Annotated in this window: 24 protein-coding genes and 3 pseudogenes; 15 read left to right on the top strand and 12 right to left on the bottom strand. The window is 72.8% G+C overall.

The window, feature by feature from the left end; translation table 11 throughout:
* Positions 1–55: 55 nt before the first annotated feature.
* A pseudogene (locus tag ABZ807_RS04135) lies at positions 56–608 on the top strand (Uma2 family endonuclease).
* Between the two features lie 198 nt (positions 609–806).
* Here ABZ807_RS04135 and ABZ807_RS04140 read toward each other — a convergent pair.
* Positions 807–1,004: a hypothetical protein gene (locus tag ABZ807_RS04140; protein ID WP_357152599.1), complete on the bottom strand. Its 198-nt coding sequence runs from the start codon at positions 1,002–1,004 to the stop codon at positions 807–809.
* A 20-nt stretch (positions 1,005–1,024) separates the two neighbouring features.
* Positions 1,025–2,926, bottom strand: coding sequence for a serine/threonine-protein kinase (locus ABZ807_RS04145; protein ID WP_357152601.1), 1,902 nt, complete (start codon positions 2,924–2,926; stop codon positions 1,025–1,027).
* A gap of 91 nt (positions 2,927–3,017) precedes the next feature.
* Between ABZ807_RS04145 and ABZ807_RS04150 the strand changes: the two genes are divergently transcribed.
* Positions 3,018–3,230 (top strand): acyl-CoA carboxylase subunit epsilon, encoded by a 213-nt coding sequence (locus ABZ807_RS04150; RefSeq protein ID WP_357152603.1) that lies wholly within the window; start codon positions 3,018–3,020, stop codon positions 3,228–3,230.
* A 125-nt stretch (positions 3,231–3,355) separates the two neighbouring features.
* Positions 3,356–3,808 (top strand): hypothetical protein, encoded by a 453-nt coding sequence (locus ABZ807_RS04155; RefSeq protein ID WP_357152605.1) that lies wholly within the window; start codon positions 3,356–3,358, stop codon positions 3,806–3,808.
* Positions 3,809–3,977: 169 nt separating this feature from the next.
* Here the strand turns inward: ABZ807_RS04155 and ABZ807_RS04160 are convergent, their stop codons facing one another.
* A complete protein-coding gene (locus ABZ807_RS04160) occupies positions 3,978–4,244 on the bottom strand; it encodes a hypothetical protein (RefSeq protein ID WP_357152608.1) in 267 nt (88 codons plus the stop codon).
* A 972-nt stretch (positions 4,245–5,216) separates the two neighbouring features.
* Here ABZ807_RS04160 and mycP point away from each other — a divergent pair.
* The 3 genes from mycP to ABZ807_RS04175 are packed head-to-tail and all read left to right on the top strand — an operon-like array spanning position 5,217 to position 7,641.
* Positions 5,217–6,311, top strand: coding sequence for a type VII secretion-associated serine protease mycosin (gene mycP, locus ABZ807_RS04165; protein WP_357153063.1), 1,095 nt, complete (start codon positions 5,217–5,219; stop codon positions 6,309–6,311).
* 10 nt (positions 6,312–6,321) lie between these two features.
* Positions 6,322–6,978: a Maf family protein gene (locus ABZ807_RS04170; protein ID WP_357152610.1), complete on the top strand. Its 657-nt coding sequence runs from the start codon at positions 6,322–6,324 to the stop codon at positions 6,976–6,978.
* 9 nt (positions 6,979–6,987) lie between these two features.
* On the top strand, positions 6,988–7,641 hold the full coding sequence (locus tag ABZ807_RS04175) for an O-methyltransferase (RefSeq protein ID WP_357152613.1): 654 nt from the start codon (positions 6,988–6,990) through the stop codon (positions 7,639–7,641).
* A 112-nt stretch (positions 7,642–7,753) separates the two neighbouring features.
* On the opposite strand, the gene ABZ807_RS04180 is transcribed toward ABZ807_RS04175, so the two are convergent.
* From ABZ807_RS04180 to ABZ807_RS04190, 3 genes and pseudogenes are all read right to left on the bottom strand, one after another.
* Positions 7,754–9,052, bottom strand: a complete 1,299-nt coding sequence (locus tag ABZ807_RS04180; RefSeq protein WP_357152615.1) for an MFS transporter — start codon at positions 9,050–9,052, stop codon at positions 7,754–7,756.
* 58 nt (positions 9,053–9,110) lie between these two features.
* Positions 9,111–9,672: pseudogene (locus ABZ807_RS04185) on the bottom strand (ABC transporter permease).
* Between the two features lie 23 nt (positions 9,673–9,695).
* A pseudogene (locus ABZ807_RS04190) lies at positions 9,696–10,145 on the bottom strand (DUF4162 domain-containing protein); the annotation flags it as partial.
* Between the two features lie 139 nt (positions 10,146–10,284).
* On the opposite strand from ABZ807_RS04190, the gene ABZ807_RS04195 reads away from it, so the two are divergent.
* Together ABZ807_RS04195 and ABZ807_RS04200 are read left to right on the top strand one after the other, a co-directional pair.
* Complete coding sequence (locus tag ABZ807_RS04195) at positions 10,285–12,036, top strand: biotin carboxylase N-terminal domain-containing protein (protein ID WP_357152617.1); 1,752 nt, start codon at positions 10,285–10,287, stop codon at positions 12,034–12,036.
* Between the two features lie 131 nt (positions 12,037–12,167).
* The gene (locus ABZ807_RS04200; protein ID WP_357152620.1) at positions 12,168–13,607 is read left to right on the top strand and encodes a GuaB1 family IMP dehydrogenase-related protein; all 1,440 of its coding nucleotides are present in this window, start codon (positions 12,168–12,170) and stop codon (positions 13,605–13,607) included.
* A gap of 45 nt (positions 13,608–13,652) precedes the next feature.
* Here the strand turns inward: ABZ807_RS04200 and ABZ807_RS04205 are convergent, their stop codons facing one another.
* Positions 13,653–14,201, bottom strand: coding sequence for a TetR/AcrR family transcriptional regulator (locus tag ABZ807_RS04205; RefSeq protein WP_357152622.1), 549 nt, complete (start codon positions 14,199–14,201; stop codon positions 13,653–13,655).
* An 88-nt stretch (positions 14,202–14,289) separates the two neighbouring features.
* On the opposite strand from ABZ807_RS04205, the gene ABZ807_RS04210 reads away from it, so the two are divergent.
* Genes ABZ807_RS04210 through ABZ807_RS04225 form a run of 4 tightly spaced genes read left to right on the top strand, consistent with a single transcriptional unit; the run spans position 14,290 to position 19,121 of the window.
* Positions 14,290–14,733 (top strand): DoxX family membrane protein, encoded by a 444-nt coding sequence (locus ABZ807_RS04210; protein WP_357152625.1) that lies wholly within the window; start codon positions 14,290–14,292, stop codon positions 14,731–14,733.
* Between the two features lie 58 nt (positions 14,734–14,791).
* Entirely contained in the window at positions 14,792–15,313 is a 522-nt protein-coding gene (locus tag ABZ807_RS04215) for a MarR family transcriptional regulator (RefSeq protein ID WP_357152628.1), read from the top strand.
* A complete protein-coding gene (locus ABZ807_RS04220; RefSeq protein WP_357152631.1) occupies positions 15,307–17,040 on the top strand; it encodes an ABC transporter ATP-binding protein in 1,734 nt (577 codons plus the stop codon). Before ABZ807_RS04215 ends, ABZ807_RS04220 begins: the two co-directional genes overlap by 7 nt.
* 41 nt (positions 17,041–17,081) lie before the next feature.
* A complete protein-coding gene (locus ABZ807_RS04225) occupies positions 17,082–19,121 on the top strand; it encodes an ABC transporter ATP-binding protein (protein ID WP_357153066.1) in 2,040 nt (679 codons plus the stop codon).
* 5 nt (positions 19,122–19,126) lie between these two features.
* On the opposite strand, the gene thrS is transcribed toward ABZ807_RS04225, so the two are convergent.
* Positions 19,127–20,347, bottom strand: coding sequence for a threonine--tRNA ligase (gene thrS, locus ABZ807_RS04230; protein ID WP_357152635.1), 1,221 nt, complete (start codon positions 20,345–20,347; stop codon positions 19,127–19,129).
* A gap of 547 nt (positions 20,348–20,894) precedes the next feature.
* On the opposite strand from thrS, the gene ABZ807_RS04235 reads away from it, so the two are divergent.
* Both ABZ807_RS04235 and ABZ807_RS04240 read left to right on the top strand, forming a co-directional pair.
* Positions 20,895–21,563 carry a DedA family protein gene (locus ABZ807_RS04235; protein WP_357152639.1) on the top strand — a complete coding sequence of 223 codons (669 nt, stop codon included), beginning with the start codon at positions 20,895–20,897 and terminating at the stop codon, positions 21,561–21,563.
* A 77-nt stretch (positions 21,564–21,640) separates the two neighbouring features.
* Positions 21,641–22,396: a DUF998 domain-containing protein gene (locus ABZ807_RS04240; protein ID WP_357152641.1), complete on the top strand. Its 756-nt coding sequence runs from the start codon at positions 21,641–21,643 to the stop codon at positions 22,394–22,396.
* Here ABZ807_RS04240 and ABZ807_RS04245 read toward each other — a convergent pair.
* Complete coding sequence (locus ABZ807_RS04245; protein ID WP_357152644.1) at positions 22,330–23,733, bottom strand: NAD(P)H-quinone dehydrogenase; 1,404 nt, start codon at positions 23,731–23,733, stop codon at positions 22,330–22,332. The two genes, ABZ807_RS04240 and ABZ807_RS04245, sit on opposite strands and share 67 nt — an antisense overlap.
* Before the next feature lie 109 nt (positions 23,734–23,842).
* On the opposite strand from ABZ807_RS04245, the gene ABZ807_RS04250 reads away from it, so the two are divergent.
* Positions 23,843–24,298 (top strand): gamma-glutamylcyclotransferase, encoded by a 456-nt coding sequence (locus ABZ807_RS04250; RefSeq protein ID WP_357152647.1) that lies wholly within the window; start codon positions 23,843–23,845, stop codon positions 24,296–24,298.
* Between the two features lie 198 nt (positions 24,299–24,496).
* On the opposite strand, the gene ABZ807_RS04255 is transcribed toward ABZ807_RS04250, so the two are convergent.
* Genes ABZ807_RS04255 through ABZ807_RS04265 form a run of 3 tightly spaced genes read right to left on the bottom strand, consistent with a single transcriptional unit; the run spans position 24,497 to position 26,553 of the window.
* Positions 24,497–24,784, bottom strand: coding sequence for a hypothetical protein (locus ABZ807_RS04255; protein ID WP_357152650.1), 288 nt, complete (start codon positions 24,782–24,784; stop codon positions 24,497–24,499).
* Positions 24,785–24,830: 46 nt separating this feature from the next.
* Positions 24,831–25,580 (bottom strand): hypothetical protein, encoded by a 750-nt coding sequence (locus ABZ807_RS04260; RefSeq protein WP_357152652.1) that lies wholly within the window; start codon positions 25,578–25,580, stop codon positions 24,831–24,833.
* Between the two features lie 31 nt (positions 25,581–25,611).
* A complete protein-coding gene (locus ABZ807_RS04265; protein WP_357152655.1) occupies positions 25,612–26,553 on the bottom strand; it encodes a hypothetical protein in 942 nt (313 codons plus the stop codon).
* Positions 26,554–26,555: the final 2 nt, after the last annotated feature.

Raw genomic sequence — 26,555 nt, forward strand, 5'->3', positions numbered from 1 at the left:
GCCTCGTATCGTGTGAGACTGTCCGGGTGGCGAGCGGAGCGGGAGGTGGACGCCGGTGAGCGCGGCTCCCCTGGAACACCACGTCGGCCTCTGGACCGAGGCCGACTATCTCGCCTTGGGCGAGACGCCTGACCGGATCGAACTGCTCGACGGGAGCCTGCTGGTGAGCCCTGCCCAGAGCCGACGGCACCAGCGGGTGGCGCGTCGACTGGCGAACAGCATCGAGGCTGCGGCAGAACCTCGAGGACTTTCCGTCTACGACGCGATCAATGTTCGGCTGGGTGTGGACCGGATCGTCATTCCGGATCTCGTCGTGACCGACGCCGATGACGAAGGAACCTTTCTCGACGTTGGCCGAGTGTGCCTCGTCGGTGAGATCGTGTCCCCGGGGAACGCCGCGGCCGACCGGGTACTCAAGATGCAGCTCTATGCGATCGCGCGCATCCCGTGGTACCTGCTGGTCGAGCAGGACGGGCGAGACCCACGCGCTACGGCTGCACCGGCTCGACGGCGCGCACTACGTCGAGGACCGGGTGGCCAAGGCCGGCGAAACGCTGAGCCTCACCGAGCCGTTCCGCTGGCAGCTCGATCCCGCGTCGCTGCGTTGACCGAGACCAGCACCGGCTCCGTCTCCGGCATCAGCGGCAACGTCGACCGCAACCACTGGAACGGCGACCGGACCCGGCTGATCGCGCTGGCCAACAACACCGCCCGACAAGCGCCGGACACAGGTCGGCGGCAGCGGGACCGGTGGTCGCCCTCGGGGCCCGACATCTGGTCCGGCTGCCGCCGTCGTCCGTTCTCGTTCAGGCCCTCCGTCGCGTGGCCCTCGGCACGGGCACGGCCTCCTCGCCGGCCAGCGCGGACCGCCGGGGCAGGCGCCACGCGGCGACCCCGGCGGCGATGACCGTCACGACGGCGACCAGCGCGACCAGCGCCGCCATACCGGCACTGACCAGCAGCAGGACGAGGTCGCCGAGGGCGACGAGCATCCACAGTGCCAACCGGGGGCGATTCCCGTGGGTCAGTCCGCCCGGTCGGGCTTGAACCCCTTGGCGATCAGGTCGAAGTTGGCGAGATTGGCCTGCCAGTCCTTCTCCGCGACCTCCCACCGGATGGCGTAGCCCCGATTGCTGGCCGTGACGAAGCCCCGGTTGCGCACGTGGATCCGGGTGTTGTCCCGGCTCTCCAGCCACTCCCAGTCCGCGCAGGTCCGGTAGTAGTCGCAGCGCTCGATACCGAGCAGTTGGTATTTGCTGACCCGTTTCGTCCGGTTCGGCTCCTGCTTCCTCCAGTCGGCGACCGCGTCCGGCTGCGGGCTGCTCGTCCACTGCACGAGCATCTCGCCCACCCCGCCACGCTGGAAGAACACGACAGTGTCCGAGCCCGTGCGGCTGACGCTCCAACCCGGCGGGAGCGGGATGGAGAAGGTCGGACCCTTGTGCAGGGTCCAGCCCGCCGGCAGCGCGTTCGGGTCGGTGGACGGGGTGGCCGACGGCGTCGGGCTTGGCGCGGCGCTGGTCGGCGGGGGTGCGGACGTCGGGGCGGCGGCGGACGACGCGGCAGCGCTGGGCGGGCCGGCCTGCTGCCCGCCCTGCTCCGGGTCGTCGCCCCGGCCGAGCAGCGGCACGAGCACCGCGAGGCCGACCAGCAGCGCCAGCACCGCCGCGCCGATCAGCAGGTTGCGCCTGCGGTTGCCGCGCTTCGTCCCGTCGTACACCGAACCGGGGACGCGGCCCGCGGGCGCGGCCGGCGGGCTCACCGGTGCCGGCATGACGGCGGTGGGGGTGGCGGGCTTCGGCGGCTCGAGCTTGCTGGTGGGCTCGGCGTCGGCGGCGCGGGCCGGCGGGTCCACCTTGGCGGTCGGCGCGGCGTCCGCTCTGGGGGGCACCGTGGCGGTCCCGTCGGCGGCGGCGGCCTTGCCGGCGGCCCCCCCGGCGGCGGCATCGGCCGCGGCCCGCGGGGCGCGCGGCGCGGGCGGGGTCGGCGGCGCCTCGGCGCGCTCCTCGACCGGGCGCGGCGCCGGCACCAGTGGTGAGCGCGGCTCGCGCGGACCGTTCGGCCCCGGCCGGCGTACGCCGTCCAGCAGCGGGATCCCCTTGGCCCGCTTGCCACCGGCCCGGCGCAGCAGCCGCTCGGCCACCTCGGCGTTCATCCGCTGGGCCGGATCCTTGCGGAGCAGGCCCTGCAGCACCGGCTTGAGCGGGCCGGCGTTCTTCGGCGGCGGCAGCGGCTCGGTGGCCAGCGCGGCCAGGGTGGCGATCGCCGACGGCCGGGCGTACGGGGACTTGCCCTCCACGGCGGCGTAGAGCGTCGCGCCCAGCGACCACAGGTCCGCCTCCGGGCCGGCGGTGCCGTCCGTGGCCCGCTCCGGCGAGATGTACGCGGGCGAGCCGAGCACCATGCCCGTCCGGGTCACGTTCGGGTCGCCGGGGATGGTGGCCAGCCCGAAATCGGTCAGCACCACCCGGCCGTCGTCGCCGAGCAGGATGTTGCCCGGCTTGATGTCGCGGTGCATCACGCCGGCCTTGTGCGCCGCCTTCAGCGCGCCGAGCACCCCGAGGCCGATCTCCACCGCCTTGGCCGGCGGCACCGGGCCGTCCTCGGCGAGCGTGTCCTGTAACGACTTCGACGCGACGTACTCCATGACGATCCACGGGTCGCCGTCGGTGCGCAGCACGTCGAAGACGCGGACCACGTTGACGTGGTTCAGCCGGGCGATGGCTCGCGCCTCACGCAGCGAGCGTTCCCGCATCTCGCGGCGCTCCTCGTCGGTGAGACCGGGCGGTGGGACGAGTTCCTTGATGGCCACGTCCCGGTGCAGCACCTCGTCACGCGCCTTCCACACCCGACCCATGCCGCCCTGACCGAGCGGTGAGATGAGCCGGTACCGGTCAGCGACGAGTTGGGGAAGCGCGTTAGACATCGCAGAGACCGTACCCGGACCCGCCGATGCTCACACCGCCGGCACGCCACTGTGCGGCGAAGGTCAAGTTCGCGACGCGTACCCTGGCGCCATGTCTGCCGAAGAGCCGCTGTTCCGTGTCGTCCGGGGTGTCCCGACCGCCGACGAACTGGCCGCGCTGGTGGGTGCGATCGTCGTCCGGTCCCGGTCGGCCGCCGCGCCCGCGCCGGTGACCACGTCCGCCTGGGCGCGCAGCGGCCGACCGGCGGTCGCGGCGCCCGCCGCCGGACCGGGCGCGTGGCGCGCCTCCGGCCTGCCCCGCTGACCCCTCCTCTGGTACGACCGGACTGAGCTGGGGCGGAGCCGCGGATGTCCGCAGGGCTGCCGAGATCGCGTCACACCCACTAACCTCACTCAGGGAAACGGGACCGTGACGGGTCGGGAGGATCGATGATCCCTGAGGAGGACCGCCCAGCTTCCTGGCTGCGCGACTACGGCGGCATCGAGGCCGACATCCGCCAGATGAGCGAGTTCGCCGACCGGCTCCAGGCTGAGGTCGAACGCAACTACGCGCCACACCTGTCGTACATCGCCGACGACATGAAGACGGCCATTCCCAATCCGTGCGACGCCTTCGTCGAGCTGGTGCAGTTCCTGCAAGCGCACTGGGAGACCCAGCAGGCCACAGCGAACATGGTGCACGACCTGGGCGGAGCCACCGGCCACCTGGCCTCCGCCGCCGGCAGGATCGCTTCCGACTACCAGGGCGCCGACGCCTTCGCCGCCGCCAGGGTGGCCGACGTGGAGGCCGCGCTCGCCAACCCGTACTCCACAATGCCGGTCGGTCGCCCCCGGCTGCCCGACCCGACCGGCCCGAACGGGGGGCCGGTGGTGCTGCCATGATCGAGAGAGGCAGCGGCCGGACGTCCGGCCTCACCGACTGGCAGCTGATGGACGTGCTCAGCATGTGGGCCTGCCTCCAGGACCACGAGACCAATGGACACTGGAAGCAGGTCGCCGGCTGGCGCAAGGTCTGCGACCTCGCCATGACCCACCTGCGGCGGCTGTACGACTACCGGCGCGGGCTGGCCGAGGCGTGGCCGCCGGAGACCAACGCCGCCGCCCGGGCGTACCTGGGCGAACTCGACCAGCTCATCGACCGCGTCCAGCACACCCACGACGCCGCCGCCGCCAACCACGACGCGCTCGCCGCCGCCACCCGCGCCATCGACAGCGCCCGGCCCGAGCTGAAGAGCCTCCACGAGCAGTACTCGACGAAGCTCCAGCAGAAGCGGTCGTACGAGGCGATGATCGCCGACCCGAAGGCGATGGCCGGCAACCGGACGACGGAACCGCCGGTGACCGATGTGGAGTTGGAGCAGCTGAACACAAAGGCCCGGGGGATCATGTTCGGGTTGAGCGGCGAACTCCAGCAGGCCCAAGTGATGCTTCGCCAGCCACCGCCAAGAACAGCACCAAGGGCAGACGATCAGGTTAAGCCTCCAAACGCGGGAGGTGAGGCGGCACCTGTCATACCGCCAATCATGCCGGTACCTATAGCGATTTCAAGCCAATCGGGGCCTACTAAGCGGGCTACGACGGCAGTGCAGCCGGTACCTGCGCCGAACGCACCGGGTGTCGGCCCGGTACTGGGAGGGGCTAACTCCGCAGCAGCTCCGCCTCAGGCGCCTCCAAATCTGCCGAGTGTCACATCGCCTTCGGCGCACTTGCCAGGCATAGGAGGGCCGCCGTCTTTACCACCCCTTGCGGGCATGCCGCCGCAGTCAGGGCCTGTACGCGGTTCTGCTATTCGACAGCCCGGCATAGGCCAAGGGGAACCGCCCCATGCCACTCAACCTCGGCCCATGCCGCCTGGCGGCGTGATCGGCAATTCACCCGGGATGGGGCTCGGTCAGTCCGGCGGTTCGAATCCATCGCGCAGAGTGAACCCGGTGGGCGGTGTGATCGGCGGAGGAGCCGCCGGGACTGCGCCGACCGGAGCAGCCGGTTCACGTCCTCGTAGTGGGCGGGCAGGCCAGTTTGCGAGTGTTCATGGAGCGCCGCCCATAGGCGGGGCACCGGGAGTTGCCAGCACTTCGGGCATGGGCGACGTGTCCGGCCGATCCAGCCGGAGAAAGCAGCCCGATCAGGACTTACGTCGCTGGGATCCCGACGATCCCTGGGTGACAGATGAGGGCGTAAACCCGGTGGTCCGTCCGCCCGACGAGGAGGGCCCGATCGATCCGGGACCGGCAATCGGCTTCCACCGGTGAGGCTCCGGTTAGCACGGGCGGGATTGGCAGCCTTAGCTCTGTCGGTAGCGACTCTTGCTCCAGCGGCTCCAGTTCATGCGGACGTGAGTCGCGACGCACAGTGGCACCTAAACTACTTACGGGTTGCGGAGGCGCACCGGGTTAGTCGAGGCGATGGAGTCATCGTCGCGGTTCCAGACAGCGGAGTTAATCCCCACCCTGACCTACGGCGCAACCTGCTGCTGGGCACGGACGTCATCCCCGGCGGGAGCGGGGATGGGCGGCAGGACAGGGACGGCCATGGTACCGGCATGGCCGGCTTGATCGCCGCACATGGTCGGGGCAGCAACAGCGGCGCTCTTGGCATCGCGCCTAGAGCTCAAATCCTGCCTATCTTTGAGTCGCCGCCACACGAAGAGGGCAACACGGATGACCTCGCTGCCGGAATTGAATACGCAACGGCAAAGCACGCAGACGTCATAAGTATCTCGGCTGTTGCGGGGGCAAGCGTTCGCCTTCAGCGAGCCATAAGGACGGCTCTGGATGCGAATATCATCGTCGTTGCGGCGGCAGGCAATCGGCCGCGTGAGCTGACTGTCGGCTATCCGGCGAGTGAGCCGGGAGTGATCGCAGTCGGTGGGGTTGACAGAGACTCAGAGCATGCCGATAGCTCGGTCACCGGTCCTGAAATCGATGTTGTTGCTCCTGCCGTCGACATTTACAGCACCAGCATCGACGGAAAGTACCGCAAGGGCACAGGAACTTCCGACGCTACTGCGATCGTTGCTGGGGCTGCTGCACTCATCCGATCAAAGTACCCCTACCTCCCGGCCCAAGAAGTGGCACACCGCCTCACCGCCACCGCAGTCGACAAAGGACCACCTGGCCGTGACGATGAATACGGATACGGAGTTATCGACCTGGTAGCTGCCCTGACAGGAGACGTACCGCCACTCGGGTTTGAGTCGACTGCAGCGAGCGCACCGGCTGACACCAGCTCGACCACGGCAGCGGCCCCGGCCAGTGACAGCAGAGACGGAGCGACAGCCCGTGGACTCGCAACCCTGGGCGCCATCGTGGCAGCGGGCGGTGGCTACCTGCTGTGGCAACGCCGCCGACGTGCCGACGACCCGCCACCGAGGGTAAGCCGGTAGCGTCAGCGACGTGCCGAACTCCCTGCCACTGCGCCTCGTGCTCGCGTCCCAGAGTCCCGCCCGCCGCAAGCTCCTACAGGCCGCCGGGATCGAACCCGACGTGCTGGTGAGCGGCGTCGACGAGTCCCAGGTGGTCGCGGACCGGGCGGAGGATCTCTGCCTGGAGTTATCCCGGCTCAAGGCGCGGGCGGTGCTCGACCGGCTGCGTGCCACCCCGGACGAGCGCATGCTGGTGCTCGGCTGCGACTCGGTGCTCGCCTTCGACGGGGAGATCCTCGGCAAGCCGGCGGACGCCGCCGACGCCACGGACCGGTGGCGGCGGATGCGCGGGCGCAGCGGGGTGCTGCACACCGGGCATTGCCTGATCGACGTCACGCACGAGGCCCGGGCGGAGGCGGTCGCCTCGACGGTCGTGCACTTCGCCGACGTCAGCGACGACGAGATCGCCGCGTACGTGGCGACGGGCGAGCCGCTGGCGGTGGCCGGGGCGTTCACGATCGACGGGCTGGGCGGGGCGTTCCTGACCGGAATCGAGGGCGACCCGGGCACGGTGGTGGGGCTCTCCCTGCCGTTGCTGCGTCGCCTCCTCGGTGAGTTGGAGCTGAGCATCACGGACCTGTGGACGAAGGTCGCGCCGGGCGGCCAGGAGGTCGAACATCTCGGATAGCGTCCGTTCATGACCACCAAGCCGCTGCCGCTGACCCCGGAACTGCACGCCTACCTCGTCGCACACGGCTCGCCGCCGGACGAGATCATTCGCGACCTGGCCGAGGAGACGCTTGCCGTCCTCCCTGACGAGGCGACGATGCAGGTGGCGCCGGAGCAGGCCGCGTTCCTGACCTTCCTTACCCGACTGCTCGGCGTACGGCGGGCGGTGGAGGTGGGCACCTTCACCGGGCTCTCCTCGCTGGCGATCGCCCGCGGGCTGCCCGAGGACGGCCGGCTGACCTGCTTCGACATCTCGGAGGAGTACACCGGCATCGCCCGGCGGTACTGGGAGCGCGCGGGCGTCGCCGACCGGATCGAGCTGCGCATCGGCCCGGCCGGGGACACGCTGCGCGAGCTGCCCCGGGAGCGGCACCTGGACTTCGCCTTCATCGACGCCGACAAGACCGGCTACCCGGTCTACTGGGACGAACTGGTGCCCCGGATGCGGCCGGGCGCGGTCATCGCGGTGGACAACACGCTGCGCGGAGGCCGGGTGCTCGCCCCGCAGAACGCGGACGACCGGGCGATCGCCGCGTTCAACAACGAGGTGTTGGCCGATGTCCGCGTCGAGGCGGTCATGCTCCCCATCGCCGATGGAGTCACCCTGGCGCGGGTCCGCTGACCTCCGCCTTGCGGCGTGTCGCGGTGTCCGAGCCGGGTCGACACCGCGACACGCCGCAAATCGGGTCGCGCGGGGGCACGGGACGGTCGACCGGCGGGCATCGACCGGGAGGTCAGGCTCCCGTCATGGCCGGGGTGCGGTGGCCGCCGGTCGGTGCGGCGCGCAGTGCCCGCCCGAGCCGCACGGTGAGCAGCACGGCAACGGCGATGAAGCCGGGCAGCAGCAGGAAGGCCAGGTGCGGTCCGACCCCGTCGGCCACCGCGCCGAGCGCCACCGGCGCGATCCCGAAGCCGACCCCCATCGAGTACGCCGACCAGCCGGCCGCCTTGTCGGCGGCCGGCCCGGCGACGGCCAGCGCGATCGAGATGGCCAGCGGGTAGTGCAGCGCGTTGCCGAGCCCCAGCACCACCAGGCCGGTGACGGCGAGCCAGCCGACGGGCGCGAGCCAGAAGAGGGCGAACCCGGCCAGGGAGACGGTCAGCGCGGCGAGCAGCAGCGGCGCGGGCGGCCAGCGCAGGGCGATCCGGCCGCCGACCAGCCGGCCGAGGAACATGCCGCAGACGATCGCCGCGACGGCGGCCGAGGCGGAGGCGGCGGTCATCCCGGCGTGTGAGCGGAGCACGTCGGCGGTCCAGAGCGACAGGCAGACCTCGATCGAGCCGGTGACCGCCATCAGCACCCAGGCGATCCAGTACGCCCGGGGCAGCCGCCCGGCCGCGCCGACGGCAGCCCCAACGGTGATCCCGACCGGATCGACGGCAGCCCCGGCGGTCACCGCGACCGGATCGGCAGCAGCCCCGGGGGTCGCCCCGACGGGGTCGGCGGCAGCCGCGGCAGCGGGGCCGGCCTGCGGCAGGCGTACCCGGAAGAGGCGGGCGGCGAGCGCGACCAGCGCGATCAGCCCGACCTCGACGGCCATCACCGGCCGCCAGCCGAAGCCCGCGTCGACGCTGGCGCCGATGACCAGCGGGGCGAGGATGCCCATGCCGGCGCAGACGGCGTTGGCCTCGGTGAGCGCGGCGGGCGCGGCAGGGCCGTGCCGGGCGGTGAGGACGACGGCGACGCCGCTGATCACCAGCATGCCGGCGGTGGCCACGACGGCGACCGCGGCGAGGGTGGCGGGCAGCGGGCGGAGCAGGCCGAACGCGGTGACGCCGGCGGCGACCCCGGCCAGGCCGGACCAGATCGTCCCGCCCCGGCCGATCCGCCGGACGAGCGGGGCGAAGAGCGCCCCGCCGAGCAGCGCGCCGACGGCGATGGCGGTGCTGTGCAGGCCGGCGACGGCGGCGCTGGTGCCCTGTTCGTCGCGGAGCAGCGGTACGACGGGGCCGAACCCGTAGAGGAAGAAGCCCCACAGCCCCAGCTGGACGTAGGTCAGCCAGGTGGTCCTGTCATGGGTGAGGCGGGGCACTGACCTCACGCTACTGGCGCCTGGCCGGTGCCCCGCCCCTGGTGAGAGGCAACTCTCGTCAGCGGACGCTGCGGGCGAACTGCCGGGCGGCCCAGAAGACGCCGGCGGCGGCGAGCACCGCGATGATGGTCAGCCCCTGCCACACCTTGTCGTTGGCGAGGTCCCCGGCGAAGAGCGCCCGGGTGCCGTCGACCGCCCAGGAGAACGGGTTCCAGTCGGCAATGCCCTGAAGCCAGCCGGGGGCGTAGGTCAACGGCAGCAGGATGCCGGAGAGCAGCAGCACCGGCTGGGCGACGGTGTTCATCAGCGGAGCGAGGGCGTCCTCGCTCTTGACCTTGAGCGCGACACCGTAGGAGACCGCCGAGGTCATCAGCGCGATCAGGGCGAGCATCAGGTACGCGAGCAGCAGGTCACATGGCCAGCAGCACCAGCAGACCCGGGACGAAGATCTTGTAGGCGGCCGCCTGGGTGGGCGCGTTCAGCGCCGGCTTGAGCAGCGGGGCGAAGAGCAGCAGGTACATCACCGGCTGGAAGACGCCGACGAAGAGCCAGACCGGGTTGCGCAGCAGCAGTTGGATCTGGCGCTGGAAGATGAGCCAGGTGTCGCGGGCGAGTTTCATGACGATTCTCCTGCGATGGATGCTCAGGACTCGCGCAGCGAGCGGCCGGTCTTGGTGAGGAAGACGTCGTCGAGGCTGGGGCGGTGCAGCTCGATCGAGGAGAGCGTGAGCCCGGCGTGGTCGAGCCGGCGGAGGATCTGCGGGATGGCGGTGGCGCCTTCGTCGACGAAGAGGCGCAGGCCGCCCTCGTCGGCGGTCTCCAGCTTGTTGACGAACTCCTCGCCGTCGAGCAGCTGCGCGGCCTGCGGGGTGCTGGCCAGGTCCAGGCCGACCAGCACCACGTCGCCGGAGATCTCCCGCTTCAGCTCGGCCGGGGTTCCCTCGGCGACCACCTCGCCGTGATCCATGATCGCGATCCGGTCGCAGAGCGCGTCCGCCTCATCGAGATAGTGCGTGGTGATGAAGACGGTCATGCCCTCGGTGCGCAGCCGGCGGATCTCGTCCCACATGTGCGCGCGGCTCTGCGGGTCGAGGCAGACACCGGACAAGCGTAATAAACAAGTTTGACTAGGGCGCGCGGGCGCAGTGCGCCATCCCACACTGAGCGATCGTTAGGGCCATCAGAGTGACCGATACACTCCCGTCAACGACCTCCGGGGAGGAGCCCTCAAGGTGCGCAAGGTACTCATCGCCAACCGCGGCGAGATCGCCGTCCGCGTCATCCGCGCCTGCCGCGACGCCGGCCTGGGCAGCGTCGCCGTCTATGCGGACTCCGACCGGGACGCCCTGCACGCCACCCTCGCCGACGAGGCGTACGCCCTCGGCGGCGACACCGCGCCCGAGACGTACCTGCGGATCGACAAGCTGATCGAGGTGGCCGGCCGCTCCGGCGCCGACGCCGTGCACCCCGGCTACGGCTTCCTCGCCGAGAACGCCGACTTCGCCCAGGCCGTCATCGACGCCGGGCTGACCTGGATCGGCCCCACCCCGCAGGCGATCCGCGACCTCGGCGACAAGGTGACGGCCAGGCACATCGCCCAGCGCGCCGGCGCGCCCCTGGTCCCCGGCACCCCCGACCCGGTCGGCAGCCCGGACGAGGTGATCGCCTTCGCCGTCGACCACGGCCTGCCGGTCGCCATCAAGGCCGCCTTCGGCGGCGGTGGGCGCGGGCTCAAGGTGGCCCGCACCATGGAGGAGATCCCGCACCTGTTCGAGTCGGCCACCCGCGAGGCGGTCGCCGCGTTCGGCCGGGGCGAGTGCTTCGTCGAGCGGTACCTGGACAAGCCCCGGCACGTCGAGGCGCAGGTCCTCGCCGACCAGCACGGCAACGTGATCGTGGTCGGCACCCGGGACTGCTCGCTGCAGCGCCGGCACCAGAAGCTGGTCGAGGAGGCCCCGGCGCCGTTCCTCACCGCCGCGCAGCGCACCCAGATCCACGACAGCGCCAAGGCGATCTGCCGGGAGGCCGGCTACCACGGCGCCGGCACCGTGGAATACCTGGTCGGCACGGACGGCACGATCTCCTTCCTGGAGGTCAACACCCGGCTCCAGGTGGAGCACCCGGTCACCGAGGAGACCGCCGGCATCGACCTGGTCCGCGAGCAGTTCCGGATCGCCGACGGCGAGAAGCTGCGGTTCACCGAGGACCCGACCCCGCGCGGGCACTCCATCGAGTTCCGGATCAACGGCGAGGACCCGGGCCGCAACTTCCTGCCCGCCCCGGGCACCGTCACCGCGCTGCGGCTGCCGACCGGCCCGGGCGTACGGGTGGACACCGGCATCTCGGCCGGCGACGTGATCGGCGGCAACTTCGACTCGCTGCTGGCCAAGGTGATCATCACCGGCGAGACCCGGACTGAGGCGGTCGAGCGGGCCCGCCGGGCGCTGGACGAGATGGTGGTCGAGGGCATGGCCACCGCGCTGCCGTTCCACCGCCTGGTCGTCCGGGACGAGGCGTTCACCACCGAGCCGTTCACCGTGCACACCCGGTGGATCGAGACCGAGTTCGACAACACCGTGCCGCCGTTCCCCGCCGCCGCCGGCGTCGCCGAGGCGCCGGCCGGTCGCGAGACCGTCGTGGTCGAGGTGGCGGGCAAGCGGCTGGAGGTCAGCCTTCCCGCCGGCCTCGGCGCGGGTACGGCCACCGCCGCGCCCGCCGCCCGCAAGCCCGCTCGCCGGGGCGGCGGCGCCAAGGCCGGCGCTGCGGTCAGCGGCGACGCCCTCACCTCCCCGATGCAGGGCACCATCGTCAAGGTCGCCGTGGCGGACGGAGACACCGTCGCCGAGGGCGACCTGGTGGTGGTGCTGGAGGCGATGAAGATGGAGCAGCCGCTGCACGCCCACAAGGCCGGTACGGTCAGCGGGCTGTCGGCCGAGGTCGGCGCGGTGATCACCGCCGGCGCGGCGATCTGCACCATCGCCTGATCCGTCCGGACCGGCGGGCGGCACGGCCCCTGACCGGCGGGCGACGGGTGACGGGTGACGGGCAGCGGCCCGGCGGGTGGTTTGGGCCACCAGCGGCGGCGGGCCCGGCCGGGAGCAGGAATGATGGCCAGGTGCGGTTCCTTCATGGCGCGGTCCCCGCGCACGACCTGACCTACAACGACGTCTTCATGGCCCCGGCCCGCTCCGAGGTGGGCTCGCGGCTCGACGTCGACCTGGCCGCCGGCGACGGCACGGGCACCACCATCCCGCTGGTGGTCGCCAACATGACGGCGGTGGCCGGGCGCCGGATGGCGGAGACCGTCGCCCGGCGCGGCGCGATCGCGGTCATCCCGCAGGACATCCCGATCGAGGTGGTGGCCAACGTCGTCGCCTGGGTCAAGCAGCGGCACCTGGTGCACGACACCCCCATCACGCTCGGCCCGACCGACACCGTCGGCGACGCCATCCATCTGCTGCCGAAGCGCTCGCACGGCGCGGTGATCGTGGTCGACGAGGCGGGTCGCCCGCTCGGCGTGGTCACCGAGGCGGACACCGTCGGCGTGGACCGATTCGCCCAGCTGCGGCACGTGATGTCGACCGAGCTGCACACCGTGCCGGCGGACGCGGACCCGCGTACCGGTTTCGACCGGCTCTCGGCCGGCCGGCGCCGGCTGGCCCCGGTGGTGGACGCCGACGGGCGGCTGATCGGGGTGCTGACCCGGCAGGGCGCGCTGCGCGCCACCCTCTACCGACCGGCGGTGGACGATCGGGGCCGGCTGCGCATCGCCGCCGCCGTCGGCATCAACGGCGACGTGACCGGCAAGGCCGAGGCGCTGCTGGCCGCCGGGGTGGACACCCTGGTGGTGGACACCGCGCACGGCCACCAGGAGCGGATGATCTCCGCGCTGCGGTCGGTACGCAAGCTGGACCCCGCCGTCCCGGTGGCCGCCGGCAACGTGGTCACCGCCGATGGCGTACGCGACCTGGTGGAGGCGGGCGCCGACATCGTCAAGGTCGGCGTCGGGCCGGGCGCCATGTGCACCACCCGGATGATGACCGGCGTCGGTCGCCCGCAGTTCTCGGCGGTGCTCGACTGCGCGGCGTCGGCCCGGGCGCTGGGCCGGCACGTCTGGGCCGACGGTGGCGTGCGGCACCCCCGGGACGTGGCGCTGGCGCTGGCCGCCGGGGCGTCCAACGTGATGATCGGGTCGTGGTTCGCCGGCACCTACGAGTCCCCCGGCGATCTCTACACGGAGCCGGACGGCCGGCGCTACAAGGAGAGCTTCGGCATGGCCTCGTCGCGGGCGGTCAGCGCGCGTACCGCCGAGGACAGCGCGTTCGACCGGGCCCGCAAGGCGGTCTTCGAGGAGGGCATCTCCTCGGCGCGGATGTACCTGGACCCGACCCGGCCCGGCGTCGAGGACCTGATCGACGAGATCGTCGCCGGGGTGCGCAGCGCCTTCACGTACGCGGGCGCCCGCAACCTGGACGAGTTCCACGAGCGGGCCCTGGTCGGCGTGCAGAGCACCGCCGGCTACACCGAGGGCATGCCCCTGCCGACCAGTTGGTGACCCTCGGGTCCCTGCAGGGTAACGAGGTGGACGAGGAGCCGGCCGTCAGGCGAAGAGCCGGCTGATCACCGTACGGGCGGCGGCCTCGGGATCGGGACCGACCCGGGTCGGCAGGGCACCGGCGAGCCAGAGCGTCGCGAAGCCGTGCACGATGGACCAGGCGGCGAGCGAGTCGACCTCCGGGCTCCGGCCGGTGTGCCGGGCCACCCCGGTGCGCAGCACCTCACCGGCGCGGGTGCGGGCGGCTGTCACCTCGGCATCGTCGGCACGGTAGAGGTCGGGGCGGAACATCACCTCGAAGTGCGCCCGGTGTCGGACCGCGAACCCGACGTACGCCACCCCGGTTTCCGCCAGATCGTCCCCCGCGCCGCGCAGTGCGTCGGTCAACAGGTCGAAGCCCTGCGCGGCGAGCGCGGTGAGCAGGCCCGCCTTGTCGCCGAAATGGTGGGCGGGGGCGGCGTGCGAGACACCGGCCCGGCGGGCCAGGTCGCGGAGGCTCAGCGCCGCCGGGCCGGACTCCGCCATCGCCTCGACCGCGGCGTCGAGCAGGGCGCGGCGCAGGTCGCCATGGTGGTACGCGCGGGAGCGGGTCATGCCCACCAGCCTAACTTGTCATTGACAAGATGGCTCCTCGCGGCGCAATCTTGTCAGCGACAAGTTCCCCCTTCCCGGAGGCGCACTCATGGCACCCCTGATCGCCCTCGTCGCCGGCGCCGCGGCGGCCCGCATCGTCGGCCTGCTCGGCGTCGCCGCCGTTGACGGCTGGCACCCCGCCCTGCGGGTCGGCCTGGCCCTGATGTTCGTGGTCACCGCCTCGGCCCACTTCCTGTCCCGCCGCGCCGACCTGATCGCCATGGTGCCGCCGCGCCTGCCCCACCCCGACCTGCTGGTCACCCTGACCGGCGTGCTCGAACTGGTCGGCGCACTCGGCCTGCTCATGCCGGCCACCGCACGCCCGGCCGCCGCCGCCCTGGCACTGCTGATGCTGGCCATGTTCCCGGCCAACGTCTCGGCCGCCCGTCGCGGCCTCACCCTGGCCGACCGCCCGGTGACCCCGATCGGCACCCGGACCGCGCTCCAGCTCCTGTTCGTCGCGGCCGCCCTGGCGGTGGCGATCGGCGACTGAGGCGGCGCGATCGGAAATTAGTTTGGCCCCTGACGGTCTGGGGGCTAACCTGACGGCCATGGGTCCCCTCGTCAGCTTCCCCGACGCCCTGCGCCACGCCCCGCTCGGCCGCCTGATCGCCATCGCCGGCCACGTCATGGAGCAGCACTGGGGGCGTTACCTGGCCGAACACCACGGCCTCACCTCGGCCGGCATGCGCGTCCTGATGATCCTGGAACGGGCCGGCGACAGCACGCACCGGGAAATGGCGGAGTGGTGCTTCGTCCGTCCCGCTACCCTCACCGGGATCGTGGACACTCTCGAGCGGGACGGCTTCGTCATCCGGCAGCGGGGCCCGAACGACCGGCGCAGCGTGCAGCTCAGCCTCACCGACAAGGGCCGGGAACACGCGCAGGCCCTGACCAAGATGATCCACAGTGACCGACCGCTCACCTCCGTCGACGCCGACCCGGCGAAGAGGACGGTGATCCGCGAGTTCCTGACCGAGTTGATCGTGACCATGTCCGACGGGGAGGACACCAGGTTGAACCCATCACACCAGGAATCCGACGAGGCGAAACCGGGAGGCCGCCCGTGCTGATCCGCCTGCTGCGCGACCACCTGCGCCCGTACCACCGGCCGCTGGCCGCGGTGGTGCTGCTCCAGTTCGTCGGCACGATGGCCTCGCTCTACCTGCCGAGCCTCAACGCCGACATCATCGACCTGGGCGTGGCCCGCGGCGACACCGACTACATCATGCGGACCGGCGGCTGGATGCTGCTGGTCAGCCTGGTGCAGATCGCCTGCTCGGTGGCCGCCGTCTATCTCGGCGCGCGGACCGCGATGGCCTTCGGCCGGGACGTCCGGGCCGAGGTCTTCGCGCAGGTCAACCGCTTCTCCGCCCGCGAGGTCGCCCGGTTCGGCGCGCCCTCGCTGATCACCCGCAACACCAACGACGTGCAGCAGGTGCAGATGCTGGTGCTGATGAGCTGCACCATGCTGGTCGCCGCGCCGATCATGAGCGTCGGCGGCGTGGTGATGGCGCTCAACGAGGACCTGGGCCTGTCCTGGCTGATGCTGGTCAGCGTGCCGGTGCTGGCGGTGGCGCTGGGCCTGATCATCCGACGGATGGTGCCCGGCTTCCGGCTCATGCAGACCCGGATCGACACCGTCAACCGGGTGCTGCGCGAGCAGATCACCGGCATCCGGGTGGTCCGGGCGTTCGTCCGGGAGCCGTACGAGACGGACCGCTTCGCGGTGGCGAACGCCGACCTCACCGCCACCGCCCTGCGCACCGGCCGGCTGATGGCGCTGATCTTCCCGGTGGTGATGCTGGTGCTCAACGTCTCCAGCGTCGCGGTGCTCTGGTTCGGCGCACAGCGGGTCGACGCCGGCGCCATCCAGGTCGGCGCGCTCACCGCGTTCCTGCAGTACCTGATGCAGATCCTGATGGCCGTCATGATGGCGACCTTCATGCTGATGATGGTGCCCCGAGCGGCGGTCTGCGCCGAACGGATCGTCGAGGTGCTGGACACCGAGTCGTCGGTGGTCCCGGCGGTGTCGCCGGTGACCCGGGTCGAGGGGCACGGCGAGCTGGAGCTGCGTGACGTGGCGTTCCAGTACCCGGGGGCGAGCGCGCCGGTGCTGCACGACATCTCCTTCCGGGCCCGCCCCGGGCGGACCACCGCGATCATCGGCTCCACCGGCGCCGGCAAGACCACCCTGCTGACGCTGATCCCGCGACTGGTCGACCCGACCGCCGGGGCCGTGCTGGTCGACGGGGTGGACGTCCGCGAACTGGCCGCCGAGGAGCTGTGGCGGCGGATCGGGCTGGTCCCGCAGCGGCCGTACCTGTTCACCGGCACGGTCGCCAGCAACCTGCGGTACGGCAACCCGGACGCCACCGACGCGGAACTCTGGGCGGCGCTGGAGATCGCCCAGGCGCGCGACTTCGTCGCCCAGATGCCCGGGGGCCTGGAGGCACCGATCGCGCAGGGCGGCACCAACGTCTCCGGCGGACAGCGGCAGCGCCTGGCGATCGCCCGCGCGCTGGTACGCCAGCCGGAGATCTACCTCTTCGACGACTCGTTCTCGGCGCTCGACCTCGGCACCGACGCCCGGCTCCGGGCGGCGCTGCGGCCGGTCACCGCGGACGCGGCGGTGGTGATCGTGGCCCAGCGGGTCTCCACGATCGTCGACGCCGACCAGATCATCGTGCTCGAGGACGGGGGCGTCGTCGGAATGGGCCGACACGACGAACTGCTGGACACCTGCCCGACGTACGCCGAGATCGTGGCGTCGCAGCAGACGGCGGAGGTGGCGGCGTGAGCGAGCACGACGAGCGGACCACGCAGGCCGGTGACGGCAGGATGGCCGTACCCGAGCAGAAGAAGGCCCCGGAGGCAGGGACGCCGAAGCGGCTGCCCCCCGGCGGGCAGCGCGGCGGGGCGCCGTGGATGGCTGCCGGCATGCCGGCGGAGAAGTCGCTGAACTTCGGGCCGTCCGCCCGGCGGCTGCTGAACCGGCTCCGACCGCACCGGCTGCACCTGTACGCCATCGTCAGCCTGGCGGTGGCCAGCGTCGCGGCCAGCGTGGTCGGGCCGAAGATCCTCGGTCAGGCCACCGACATCATCTTCACCGGGGTGATCGGCCGGCAGCTGCCCGCCGGCAGCAGCACCGACCAGGCCGTCGCGGCGGCCCGGGCCGCCGGCAACGACAGCTTCGCCGACATGCTGGCCCGGATGGACGTGGTGCCCGGCGTCGGCATCGACTTCGACCGGCTGGGCCAGGTACTGCTGCTGGCGCTCGGCCTCTACCTGGTAGCCAGCCTGCTCTCCTGGTGGCAGGGCTGGCTGCTCAACGGCGTGGTGCAGCGGACGGTGCTGCGGCTGCGCGCCGAGGTGGAGGAGAAGCTCAACCGGCTGCCGCTGCCGTACTTCGACCGGCAGCCCCGGGGCGAGCTGCTCAGCCGGGTCACCAACGACATCGACAACATCTCGCAGACCCTGTCGCAGACGCTCAGCCAGCTGCTCACCTCGCTGCTCACCGTCGTCGGCGTGCTGGCCATGATGTTCTGGATCTCGCCGCTGCTGGCGCTGGTCGCGCTGGTCGCGGTGCCGCTGTCGGTCGTCGTGACCCAGCAGATCGCGAAGCGGTCGCAGCGGAAGTTCATCGCCCAGTGGACGCACACCGGCGAGCTGAACGGCCAGATCGAGGAGGCGTACACCGGCCACGAGCTGGTCAAGGTCTTCGGCCGGCAGCGCGAGGTGCAGGCCGCCTTCACCGCCAAGAACGAGGAGCTGTTCCGGGCCAGCTTCGGCGCCCAGTTCATCTCCGGGATCATCATGCCGGCGATGATGTTCGTCGGGAACCTCAGCTACGTCGCGATCGCCGTCGTCGGCGGGCTGCGAGTGGCGTCCGGGACGATGAGCCTCGGCGACGTGCAGGCGTTCATCCAGTACTCGCGGCAGTTCACCCAGCCGCTCACCCAGGTCGCCTCGATGGCCAACCTGCTCCAGTCCGGGGTGGCCTCGGCCGAGCGGGTCTTCGCGGTGCTCGACGCCGACGAGCAGACCCCGGACCCGGAGCCGCCGGCCCGGGTCACCGACCCGCACGGCCGGGTCGAGTTCGCGCACGTCTCCTTCCGGTACGCCCCGGACGAGCCGCTGATCGAGGACCTGTCCCTGGTGGCCGAGCCCGGCCACACGGTGGCGATCGTCGGCCCGACCGGCGCCGGCAAGACCACCCTGGTCAACCTGGTCATGCGCTTCTACGAGCTGGACGCCGGCCGGATCACCCTCGACGGGGTGGACATCACCACGATGCGCCGGGACGACCTGCGCGGCCGGATCGGCATGGTGCTCCAGGACACCTGGCTCTTCGGCGGCACCATCCGGGACAACATCGCCTACGGCCGGCCCGACGCAGGCGAGGAGGAGATCCTGGCCGCCGCCCGGGCCACCTTCGTGGACCGCTTCGTCCGCAGCCTCCCCGACGGGTACGACACCGTCATCGACGAGGAGGGCAGCAACGTCAGCGCCGGCGAGAAGCAGCTCATCACGATCGCCCGGGCGTTCCTGGCCGAGCCGTCGCTGCTGATCCTGGACGAGGCCACCAGCTCGGTGGACACCCGCACGGAGGTGCTGCTCCAACGGGCGATGGCGGCGCTGCGCTCGGACCGGACCAGCTTCGTCATCGCGCACCGCCTCTCCACCATCCGCGACGCCGACCTGATCCTGATGATGGAGCACGGCCGGATCGTCGAGCAGGGCACGCACGAGCAGCTGCTCGCCGCGAAGGGGGCGTACCACCGGCTGTACCGGTCGCAGTTCGCCGGGGCGCTGGTGGACGACGAGGACGAGGCGGCGGCCCCCCGGACACCGTCGGTCCAGGGGGCGCTCTCCTCGTGACCGGCTCAGGCGGCGGCCGGCAGCAGGTCGGGCGAACGGGCGTCGACCACCGCCCCGAGCAGCCCCAGCGCGTCCGCGACCGGCATCGGGTCCAACCCCCGGCCGTCGCGCAGGCGCAGCGAGACCGACCCGCCGGCCGCCTCCCGGGCGCCCAGCACCCCGACGTACGGCACCTTCCGGCGGGCAGCGTCGCGGATCCGGGCACCCAGCGAGCCGGCGGGGTCGACCTCGGCCCGCAGCCCGGCCGCGACCGCCCGGCGGGCCAGCTCGGCCGCCGCCCCCGCCTGCCCGGCGTCGACCGGGAGCAGCACCAGCTGCACCGGGGCGTACCAGGGTGGAAAGGCGCCCTGGTGCACCTCGATCAGGTAGGCGAAGAGCCGTTCCATGCTGCCGACCAGGCTGCGGTGCACCATCACCGGCCGCCGCCGGACGCCGGACGCGTCGGTATACGACAGGTCGAACCGCTCCGGCTTGTCGAAGTCGAGTTGGACGGTGGAGATGGTGGACTCCCGGCCGGCGGCGTCGACGATCTGAATGTCGATCTTCGGGCCGTAGAAGGCGGCCTCGCCGGGGGCCTCGGTGAAGTCGACCCCGTCGAGCGCCACGCGCAGCAGCTCCTCGGCCCGCGCCCACTGGGCGTCGTCGCCGACGTACTTCTCCCCCGGCCCGCGCAGCGACAGCCGGAACCCGGCCGGGCGGACACCGAGCGCGGCGTGCGCCTCGCGGATCAGCCGCAGGATCTCCCGCACCTCCTCGCCGACCTGGTCCAGGGCGCAGAAGTTGTGCGAGTCGTTCAGCGAGATGGCGCGGACCCGGGACAGGCCGCCCAGCACGCCGGAGCGTTCCGCCCGGTACATCCCGCCCAGCTCGGCGACGCGCAGCGGCAGCTCCCGGTAGGAACGGCCGCGCGCCCGGTAGACCAGCGCGTGGTGCGGGCAGAGCGCCGGGCGCAGCACGAACTCGTCGTCTGCGCTGAGCCGCAGCGGCGGGAACATGTCGTCGGCGAAGTAGCCGAGGTGCCCGGAGAGCTCGAACAGCTCCCGTTTGCCCAGCGGCGGCGAGTAGACGTGCTGGTAGCCGGCCCGGCGTTCCAGCTCGCGGACGTACTCCTCGACGGCGTGCCGGGCGGCGGCGCCGGCCGGCAGCCAGATCGGCAGGCCCGCGCCGGCGAGGGGGTCGGAGACGAACAGGTCCAGCTCCCGGCCGAGCCTGCGGTGGTCGATCATGTCGCTCTCCTTGCGGGGTACGGCCCCGAGGCGACCTGGTCCACGGACGCCGCGAGGCCCCGGGGCGGTTCGCCCCGGGGCCTCGTCGACGTCAGACGTCAGTGCGGCGCGCCGGGGTTTCCCGGCGTCGTGGTCATTACCGCGCTGCGCATGCCCGGATGGTATGGGCCCGGCGGAGGGCGGTGCGAGGGATTTCCGGCTCGCGCCGCCGGCTGGTCGGGTGGGCACCGGAGCGGGGCGGGAGGAGGGGCGGGCCGCCGGCACGGGACCTGCCGGCGACCCGCGGCGGCCGGCTCGTCGGAAACGGGGGCCCCGACGCGCGTGCGGCCGCGCGCCGACAACGGTACGCCGACGAGCGCCGATCCGCCGTCCGCGCTTCGCCCGCATTCGACCCCTTCCGCCCGTCACCCCCGGTCGAGCTCCGTCGTTGTCCCTGGGTGGCCCTGTCGTGTCCACCGTCACGACCGCCCGGACCCGTCCCCGGTGACGGCGGACACGCCGTCAGGCTCGGTGGACGTGATCGGCCTTGACCGGCGAGGTGGCAGTCGTGCCCGAACTTCTCACTGACGCCGCATCGCCGACGTGGGCGTACGTCGTGCTGCTCGGCCTGCTGGTCGCGGACGCGTTCGTGCCGGTCGTCCCCACCCAGGTCGTCATGATCACCGGTGGCGCGCTCACCGTCTACGGCGGGCTGAGCCTGCCCGTGACCATCGGCGTCGGGGCGCTCGGTGTCTTCGCCGGCGACCTGGCCTGCTACCTGCTGGGCCGCGGCACCACCGACCGCCGCGCGCCCCGGCGCGCCGAGCCGAGCCGGGCCCGCCGGATGGCCAGCCGGGTGACCCGGGGGCTGCGCAGGCCGGGGCCGCTGGTCATTCTGCTCTGCCGGTTCGTGCCCGGCGGCCGGATGGCGGCCTGCTTCTCCGCCGGCCGCAGCCGCTACCCGTACCGGCTCTTCCTGTTCTACGAGGCCGCCGCGGCGACCGGCTGGGCGGCCTACGGTGCCCTGGTCGGCCACCTCGGCGGCACGGCGCTGACCGAGTCGGCCTGGCGGCTGGCGCTGATCGCGGCAGCGGCGGCGGTCGGGTTCGCGGCGGCGGGCTGGGCGATGACGGTCGTCGGCGCCCGCACCCGCGCCGAGGTCCCGGTCGACGGACGGCGGTCCGCCGGGGCCGAGGGGGCACCGCTCGCCAGGGTGCACGGACAGCGCGTGGATTGACCTAGGGGCGGTCCCGGGGATCAATGTCGGTGGGCCTCCCGGATCCGCTTCGGGCGGGTTCGGCGACAGGCTGGGGCATGCGTGGAATCCGGCACTGCGGACTGCTGGCGCTCGGCGGGATCGTCCTGGCGGCGTTGCTCGCCATGATCGGTCACCTCGAGGTGAACGACGACCTGGATCCCTGGTCCCTGACCGTCAGCGACTTCGCCGTCTCCGACCGCGGGGGCGTCATCGACGTGGCCATGGCGGTCCTAGCCGCCGCCACCGTCCTGCTCATCCCCGCGCTGCGGCGCGCCCGCCGGTCCCGCGCCGCCGCAGAGCTGCTCCTCGCCCTCTGGGCCGGCGGGCTGCTGCTGGCGGCGCTGGTGCCGACCAACGAACCCGGCCTGCCGTTGGACACCGCCGCCCAGGTCCACCGGTACGCCTCGGTGGTGGCCTTCCTGGCGCTGCCGGTGGGCGGCTGGCTGCTCGCCGGGTACCTGCCCGGCCACACCGCCGGCCGGTGGGTACGCGGGCTCGCCCTGACCAGCCTGGCCCTGGCGGGCGCGATGGTGTGGTCCGCGTACCCCGGGGACCGGGTGCTGATCGGGCTCGCCGAGCGGCTGCTCATCCTGACCGAGGTCGGTCTGCTCGCCGTCGTCGCGGCCACCCTCGCCCGCCCCACGGTTGACCTCAACCGCGTTTCAACTCATCGCGTCGGCGGGGCGCCGCCGCCTTCCGCTGACCCGCCCACCGGCCCCGGTCGGGCCGGTGGGCGACGCGGGAGTCACTCCAGCTCGTGGAGCATGAGCTGGCGGGCCGCCTCGGTGATCGACCCGGACAGCGACGGGTAGATCGTGATGGTCTGGGCCAGCTCGTTGACGGTGAGGTTGTTCTCCACCGCCATCGTGATCGGCAGGATCAGCTCGCTCGCCTTCGGCGCCACCACCACGCCGCCGACCACCTGGCCGCTGGCCGGGCGACAGAAGAGCTTCACGAAGCCGTCGGCCAGGTCGTCCATCTTCGCCCGGGCGTTGCCCGACAGCGGCAGCATCACCTGGCGGGCGGGGGTCTTGCCGGCGTCCACCTCGTCCTGGGAGACGCCGACGGTGGCCAGCTCCGGGTCGGTGAAGACGTTCGCCGCCACGGTACGCAGCCGCAGCGGCCGGACCGCCTCGCCGAGCGCGTGCCACATCGCGATCCGGCCCTGCATCGCGGCGACGCTGGCCAGCGGCAGCACGCCGGTGCAGTCGCCGGCCGCGTAGATGCCGGGGACGTTGGTCCGCGACACCCGGTCGACGGTGACGTAGCCGCCCCTGGCCAGCTCGACGCCGTACTCCGCCAGCCCGAGGTCGGCGGTGTTGGGGATCGAGCCGACGGCGATCAGCGAGTGCGAGCCGTGGACGACCCGGCCGTCGGAGAGCTGGACCTCGACGCCGTCGTCGGTACGGCGGACCGAGTCCGCCCGGGAGTTGTTGAGGATGCTCATGCCCCGGTTGCGGAAGACCCGCTCGATGGCCATCGCCGCGTCGGCGTCCTCGTGCGGCATGACCCGGTCCCGGCTGGAGACGAGGGTGACCTCGACACCCATCGCCAGATAGGCGCTGGCGAACTCGGCGCCGGTGACGCCGGAGCCGACCACGATCAGGTGGTCGGGCAGCTCGGGCAGGTCGTACACCTGCCGCCAGGTCAGGATCCGCTCGCCGTCGGGCACCGCGGTGGGCAGCTGGCGCGGGGTGGCGCCGGTGGCGACCAGGACGGTCGACGCGGCGATCGAGTACTCAGCGCCACCGTCGGCCGGGGTGACGATCACCCGGTGGGTGTGACCGAGCGTGTCCTCGCCCAGCCGGGCGGTCCCGGCGACGACGGTCACCCCGGCCTTGACCAACTTGGCGTGGATGTCGGCGGACTGGGCCAGGGCGAGCCGCTTGACCCGCTCGTGGACCGCCCGGGCGTCGACCGTCACCGCCTCCAGCCCGTCGGAGTGCACCCCGAACTCTTCGGTGTCCCGATAGCCGGTGACCACCTCCGAGCTGGCGATGAACGTCTTCGACGGGACGCAGTCGGAGAGCACGCAGGCGCCGCCCGCCCCCTCGGCCTCCACCACGGTGACGTCGGCGTCCAGCTGCGCGGCGACCAGCGCCGCCTCGTAGCCGGCCGGCCCCCCACCGATGATCACGATCCGGCTCACCACAGCGCACGCCCCTCGTCGATGTTCACAGTGACTTTCTTCTCCCGAACGCGTTCGACACGCACCGTCGTATTCTCCCCCACCCGTCCGCCGGGCTATCGTCATCGCCGTGCGTCACTACGCCGCCTACGGCTCAAACCTGGACCCCGCCCGGATGCGCGCCTACTGTCCGCATTCGCCGATGGTGGGCACCGGCTGGCTGGAGGGCTGGCGGCTGACCTTCGCGGGCGAGGACGTGATCGGCTGGGAGGGCTCCGTCAGCACCGTCGTCGAGTCCCCGGGCGACCGGGTCTTCGTGGCGCTGTACGACATCCACCCGTACGACGCCGCGCAGCTCGACGAGATCGAGGGCGTGACCGCCGGCACGTACCGCAAGCTGCACGTGCGTGTCTCGACCCTGGACGGCGATATCACCGCCTGGGTCTACGTCTTCGACGGGTACGAGGGCGGCCTGCCGACCTCCTGGTACCTCTCGGAGATCGCGAACGCGGCCGAGAAGGCGGGCGCGCCGGACGACTACGTCACCGAGCTGCGGTCCCGCCCCACCGGCACCGCGTCGGCGTAGCGCGTATCGCACGCCTCCAGTCTGCTACCGACGCGGCGGGCCGGCACCGCCGCCCCCGGCCGGCGTCGCCCATCACACACCGGCGGTGGGGACGACCCGCTCGTACATGTCGGTCCAGCGCACCTCACGCAGCGGTGTCGAAGATCAGGTGGAACCGGCGCAGGTCGGCCTCGTCGTCGGCGCGCAGCGGGCGGACGGTCACCCCGGGCGGGGCGGCGGCTCGCCGGGCAGCCCGGCCAGCGGGCGGCTCATCCGCACGTACCGCTTGACCCGGGTGAAGCCGGCCTCGGCCAGCTCCCCGGCCCAGCGGGTCTCCGGGGCGAAGACGGCGGCCCGGGCGGTCAGCGCGGGCAGCTTCCACTCGGCGGCCCGCTCGGCGACCCGGTCCGGCATCCGGGCGAGCAGCGGGGCGCGCAGCGCCGCGCCGCGCTCCGGGTCGACGTAGGCCTCGACGAACTCGCGGCCCACGCCGGTCGGGTTGTCCACCACCGTCCAGGCGGCGGCCGTTCCGCCCGAGGCCGGGCGGCGGCGGTCAGCGCACCGGGGCACCGGCGAGCAGGGCCCGGGTGGCGGTGAGCAGTTGCACCAGCTCCGCACTTTCCCCGGGGCGCAACGCCCGGAACGCGGCGGAGGTCAACCGGTCGGTCATCGCCTCGGCCCAGAGCCGCCGCCGCACCAGCGGGCCGACCGGCGGGTACGGCGGCGACCAGCCGCAGGCCGCCGCCCCGGCCTCCCCTTCCGGCCCGGCGAGCACCGCCTCCAGCGGGGTCATCCCGCTCGCCCGCACCGCCAGCAGGTACGCCCCGGTGAAGTGCTCGCGGAGCAGCAGCAGCGCCACCGCGGCGCGGGCGCCGGCGGCGTGCTGCGGCACCGGCATGGCCCGCCAGGCGGCGAAGAGCGGCATCCCGGTGGCGTCCGCTGCGGCGACGACCCGCTCCAGCAGCACCGCCAGCCGGGGCATCCCGGGCAGGTCGTCCAGGTGCTGGGCGCCCCACCGGCAGCACTCGGCGAGGTTGGCGGTGGCCACCTCCAGCGGACGGACCACCCGGGCGGCGGCGTCCCAGCCGTCGGCGACCGCGTCCGGGGCGATGAAGCCGACCACGGCGGCGACGGTCTCCGCGCGGACGTCGCCGAGCGCGCCGGCCCGTCCGGTGATGTAGAAGGCCCAGCCGGAGACGCCGAGCAGCCGGGCCCGGCGCAGCGTTCCCGGGCAGCGGCTGAACAGCTCGCCCAGTTCGAGCACGGCGGGCTTGCTGGCGGCTGCCACCTGTTCCGGCGTCATCCCGACCACCCGCTGCCCGCATCCATCGCGCTCAGTGTGCCTCGCCGTCGCCCGTGGCGACATCCTCCTCTTCGGCGTCCAGCGCCTCGATCGCCGCCTCCACCTCGCCGGTACGGCGGCGCGCGGCGGTGAGCGACCGTTCGGCGGCCCGGCGGGCCAGCTTGGACCGGCTCACCTCCTGTTCGGCCGCGGCCCGGCGGCGCTCCAGTTCGGCCAGTTCGGCCTCGATCCGGTCGAGCGCGGCGCCGCCGTCCCGCTCGGCCGCCGCCGCGCCGTCCAGCTCCTGCTCCGCCCGCCCCTGTTCGGTACGCGCCGACGCCAGCTCCCGTTCCAGCGCCCGGCGCCGTTTCGCGCGCTCGGCCCGGGCGGCCCGCGCCGCCGCCCGCTCGTCGCGCGCCCGGCGCTCCCCGGCCCGCTCCACCGCCCGGTCGGGTGCGCGCGGCGGCTCCTCCGTCCCGCCGGTGACCAGCCGCAGCTGCGGTCGGGGCACCTCGCCGAAGCCGGCGTAGTGGACCGCCCGCAGCAGCGTGCCGGCGCGGACCTGCTCGGCCACCTCGGCGTCGGCGAGCGCCGCGTTGAGGGTGGCCTCCACCTCGGCCAACGGCAGCTTCCCGGCGGACGGGGCGTCCGGGTTCCGGGCCGCGATCCGGCGCACCTCGGCGACCAGCGCGGCCACCACCGCGCGCCGCTGGGCGGAAAGCTCGCGCAGCTTCGGCCCCTTCAGGTCACGCTGGGCGGTGCGCAGCGCCTCGGCGAGCTGGGCCAGGTCGGCGACCAGCTCGGGGCGTTCGAGGGCGAGCAGGTTGACCAGCCAGGCCGCCACGGTCGGCCGCTTCAGCCGGGCGATCTGGCGGGCGCCGGCGGCGTCACCGGCCCGGCGGGCCTCGGCGACGGCGCCGTCCCGGGCGGCGACGAACCGGTCCGGCGGCGTGCGGTACAGCCGCTGTACCAGCTCGGACGGGAGCACGGGCACGG

Source organism: Micromonospora sp. NPDC047548 (genome assembly GCF_040642975.1).
Lineage (GTDB): Bacteria > Actinomycetota > Actinomycetes > Mycobacteriales > Micromonosporaceae > Micromonospora.

Coding starts and splice junctions, on each gene's coding strand:
- ABZ807_RS04145 (WP_357152601.1), bottom strand. CDS start 2,926: ATGTCTAACGCGCTTCCCCAACTCGTCGCTGACCGGTACCGGCTCATC.
- ABZ807_RS04150 (WP_357152603.1), top strand. CDS start 3,018: ATGTCTGCCGAAGAGCCGCTGTTCCGTGTCGTCCGGGGTGTCCCGACC.
- ABZ807_RS04155 (WP_357152605.1), top strand. CDS start 3,356: ATGATCCCTGAGGAGGACCGCCCAGCTTCCTGGCTGCGCGACTACGGC.
- ABZ807_RS04175 (WP_357152613.1), top strand. CDS start 6,988: ATGACCACCAAGCCGCTGCCGCTGACCCCGGAACTGCACGCCTACCTC.
- ABZ807_RS04205 (WP_357152622.1), bottom strand. CDS start 14,201: ATGACCCGCTCCCGCGCGTACCACCATGGCGACCTGCGCCGCGCCCTG.
- ABZ807_RS04210 (WP_357152625.1), top strand. CDS start 14,290: ATGGCACCCCTGATCGCCCTCGTCGCCGGCGCCGCGGCGGCCCGCATC.
- ABZ807_RS04215 (WP_357152628.1), top strand. CDS start 14,792: ATGGGTCCCCTCGTCAGCTTCCCCGACGCCCTGCGCCACGCCCCGCTC.
- ABZ807_RS04225 (WP_357153066.1), top strand. CDS start 17,082: ATGGCCGTACCCGAGCAGAAGAAGGCCCCGGAGGCAGGGACGCCGAAG.
- thrS (WP_357152635.1), bottom strand. CDS start 20,347: ATGATCGACCACCGCAGGCTCGGCCGGGAGCTGGACCTGTTCGTCTCC.
- ABZ807_RS04240 (WP_357152641.1), top strand. CDS start 21,641: ATGCGTGGAATCCGGCACTGCGGACTGCTGGCGCTCGGCGGGATCGTC.
- ABZ807_RS04260 (WP_357152652.1), bottom strand. CDS start 25,580: ATGACGCCGGAACAGGTGGCAGCCGCCAGCAAGCCCGCCGTGCTCGAA.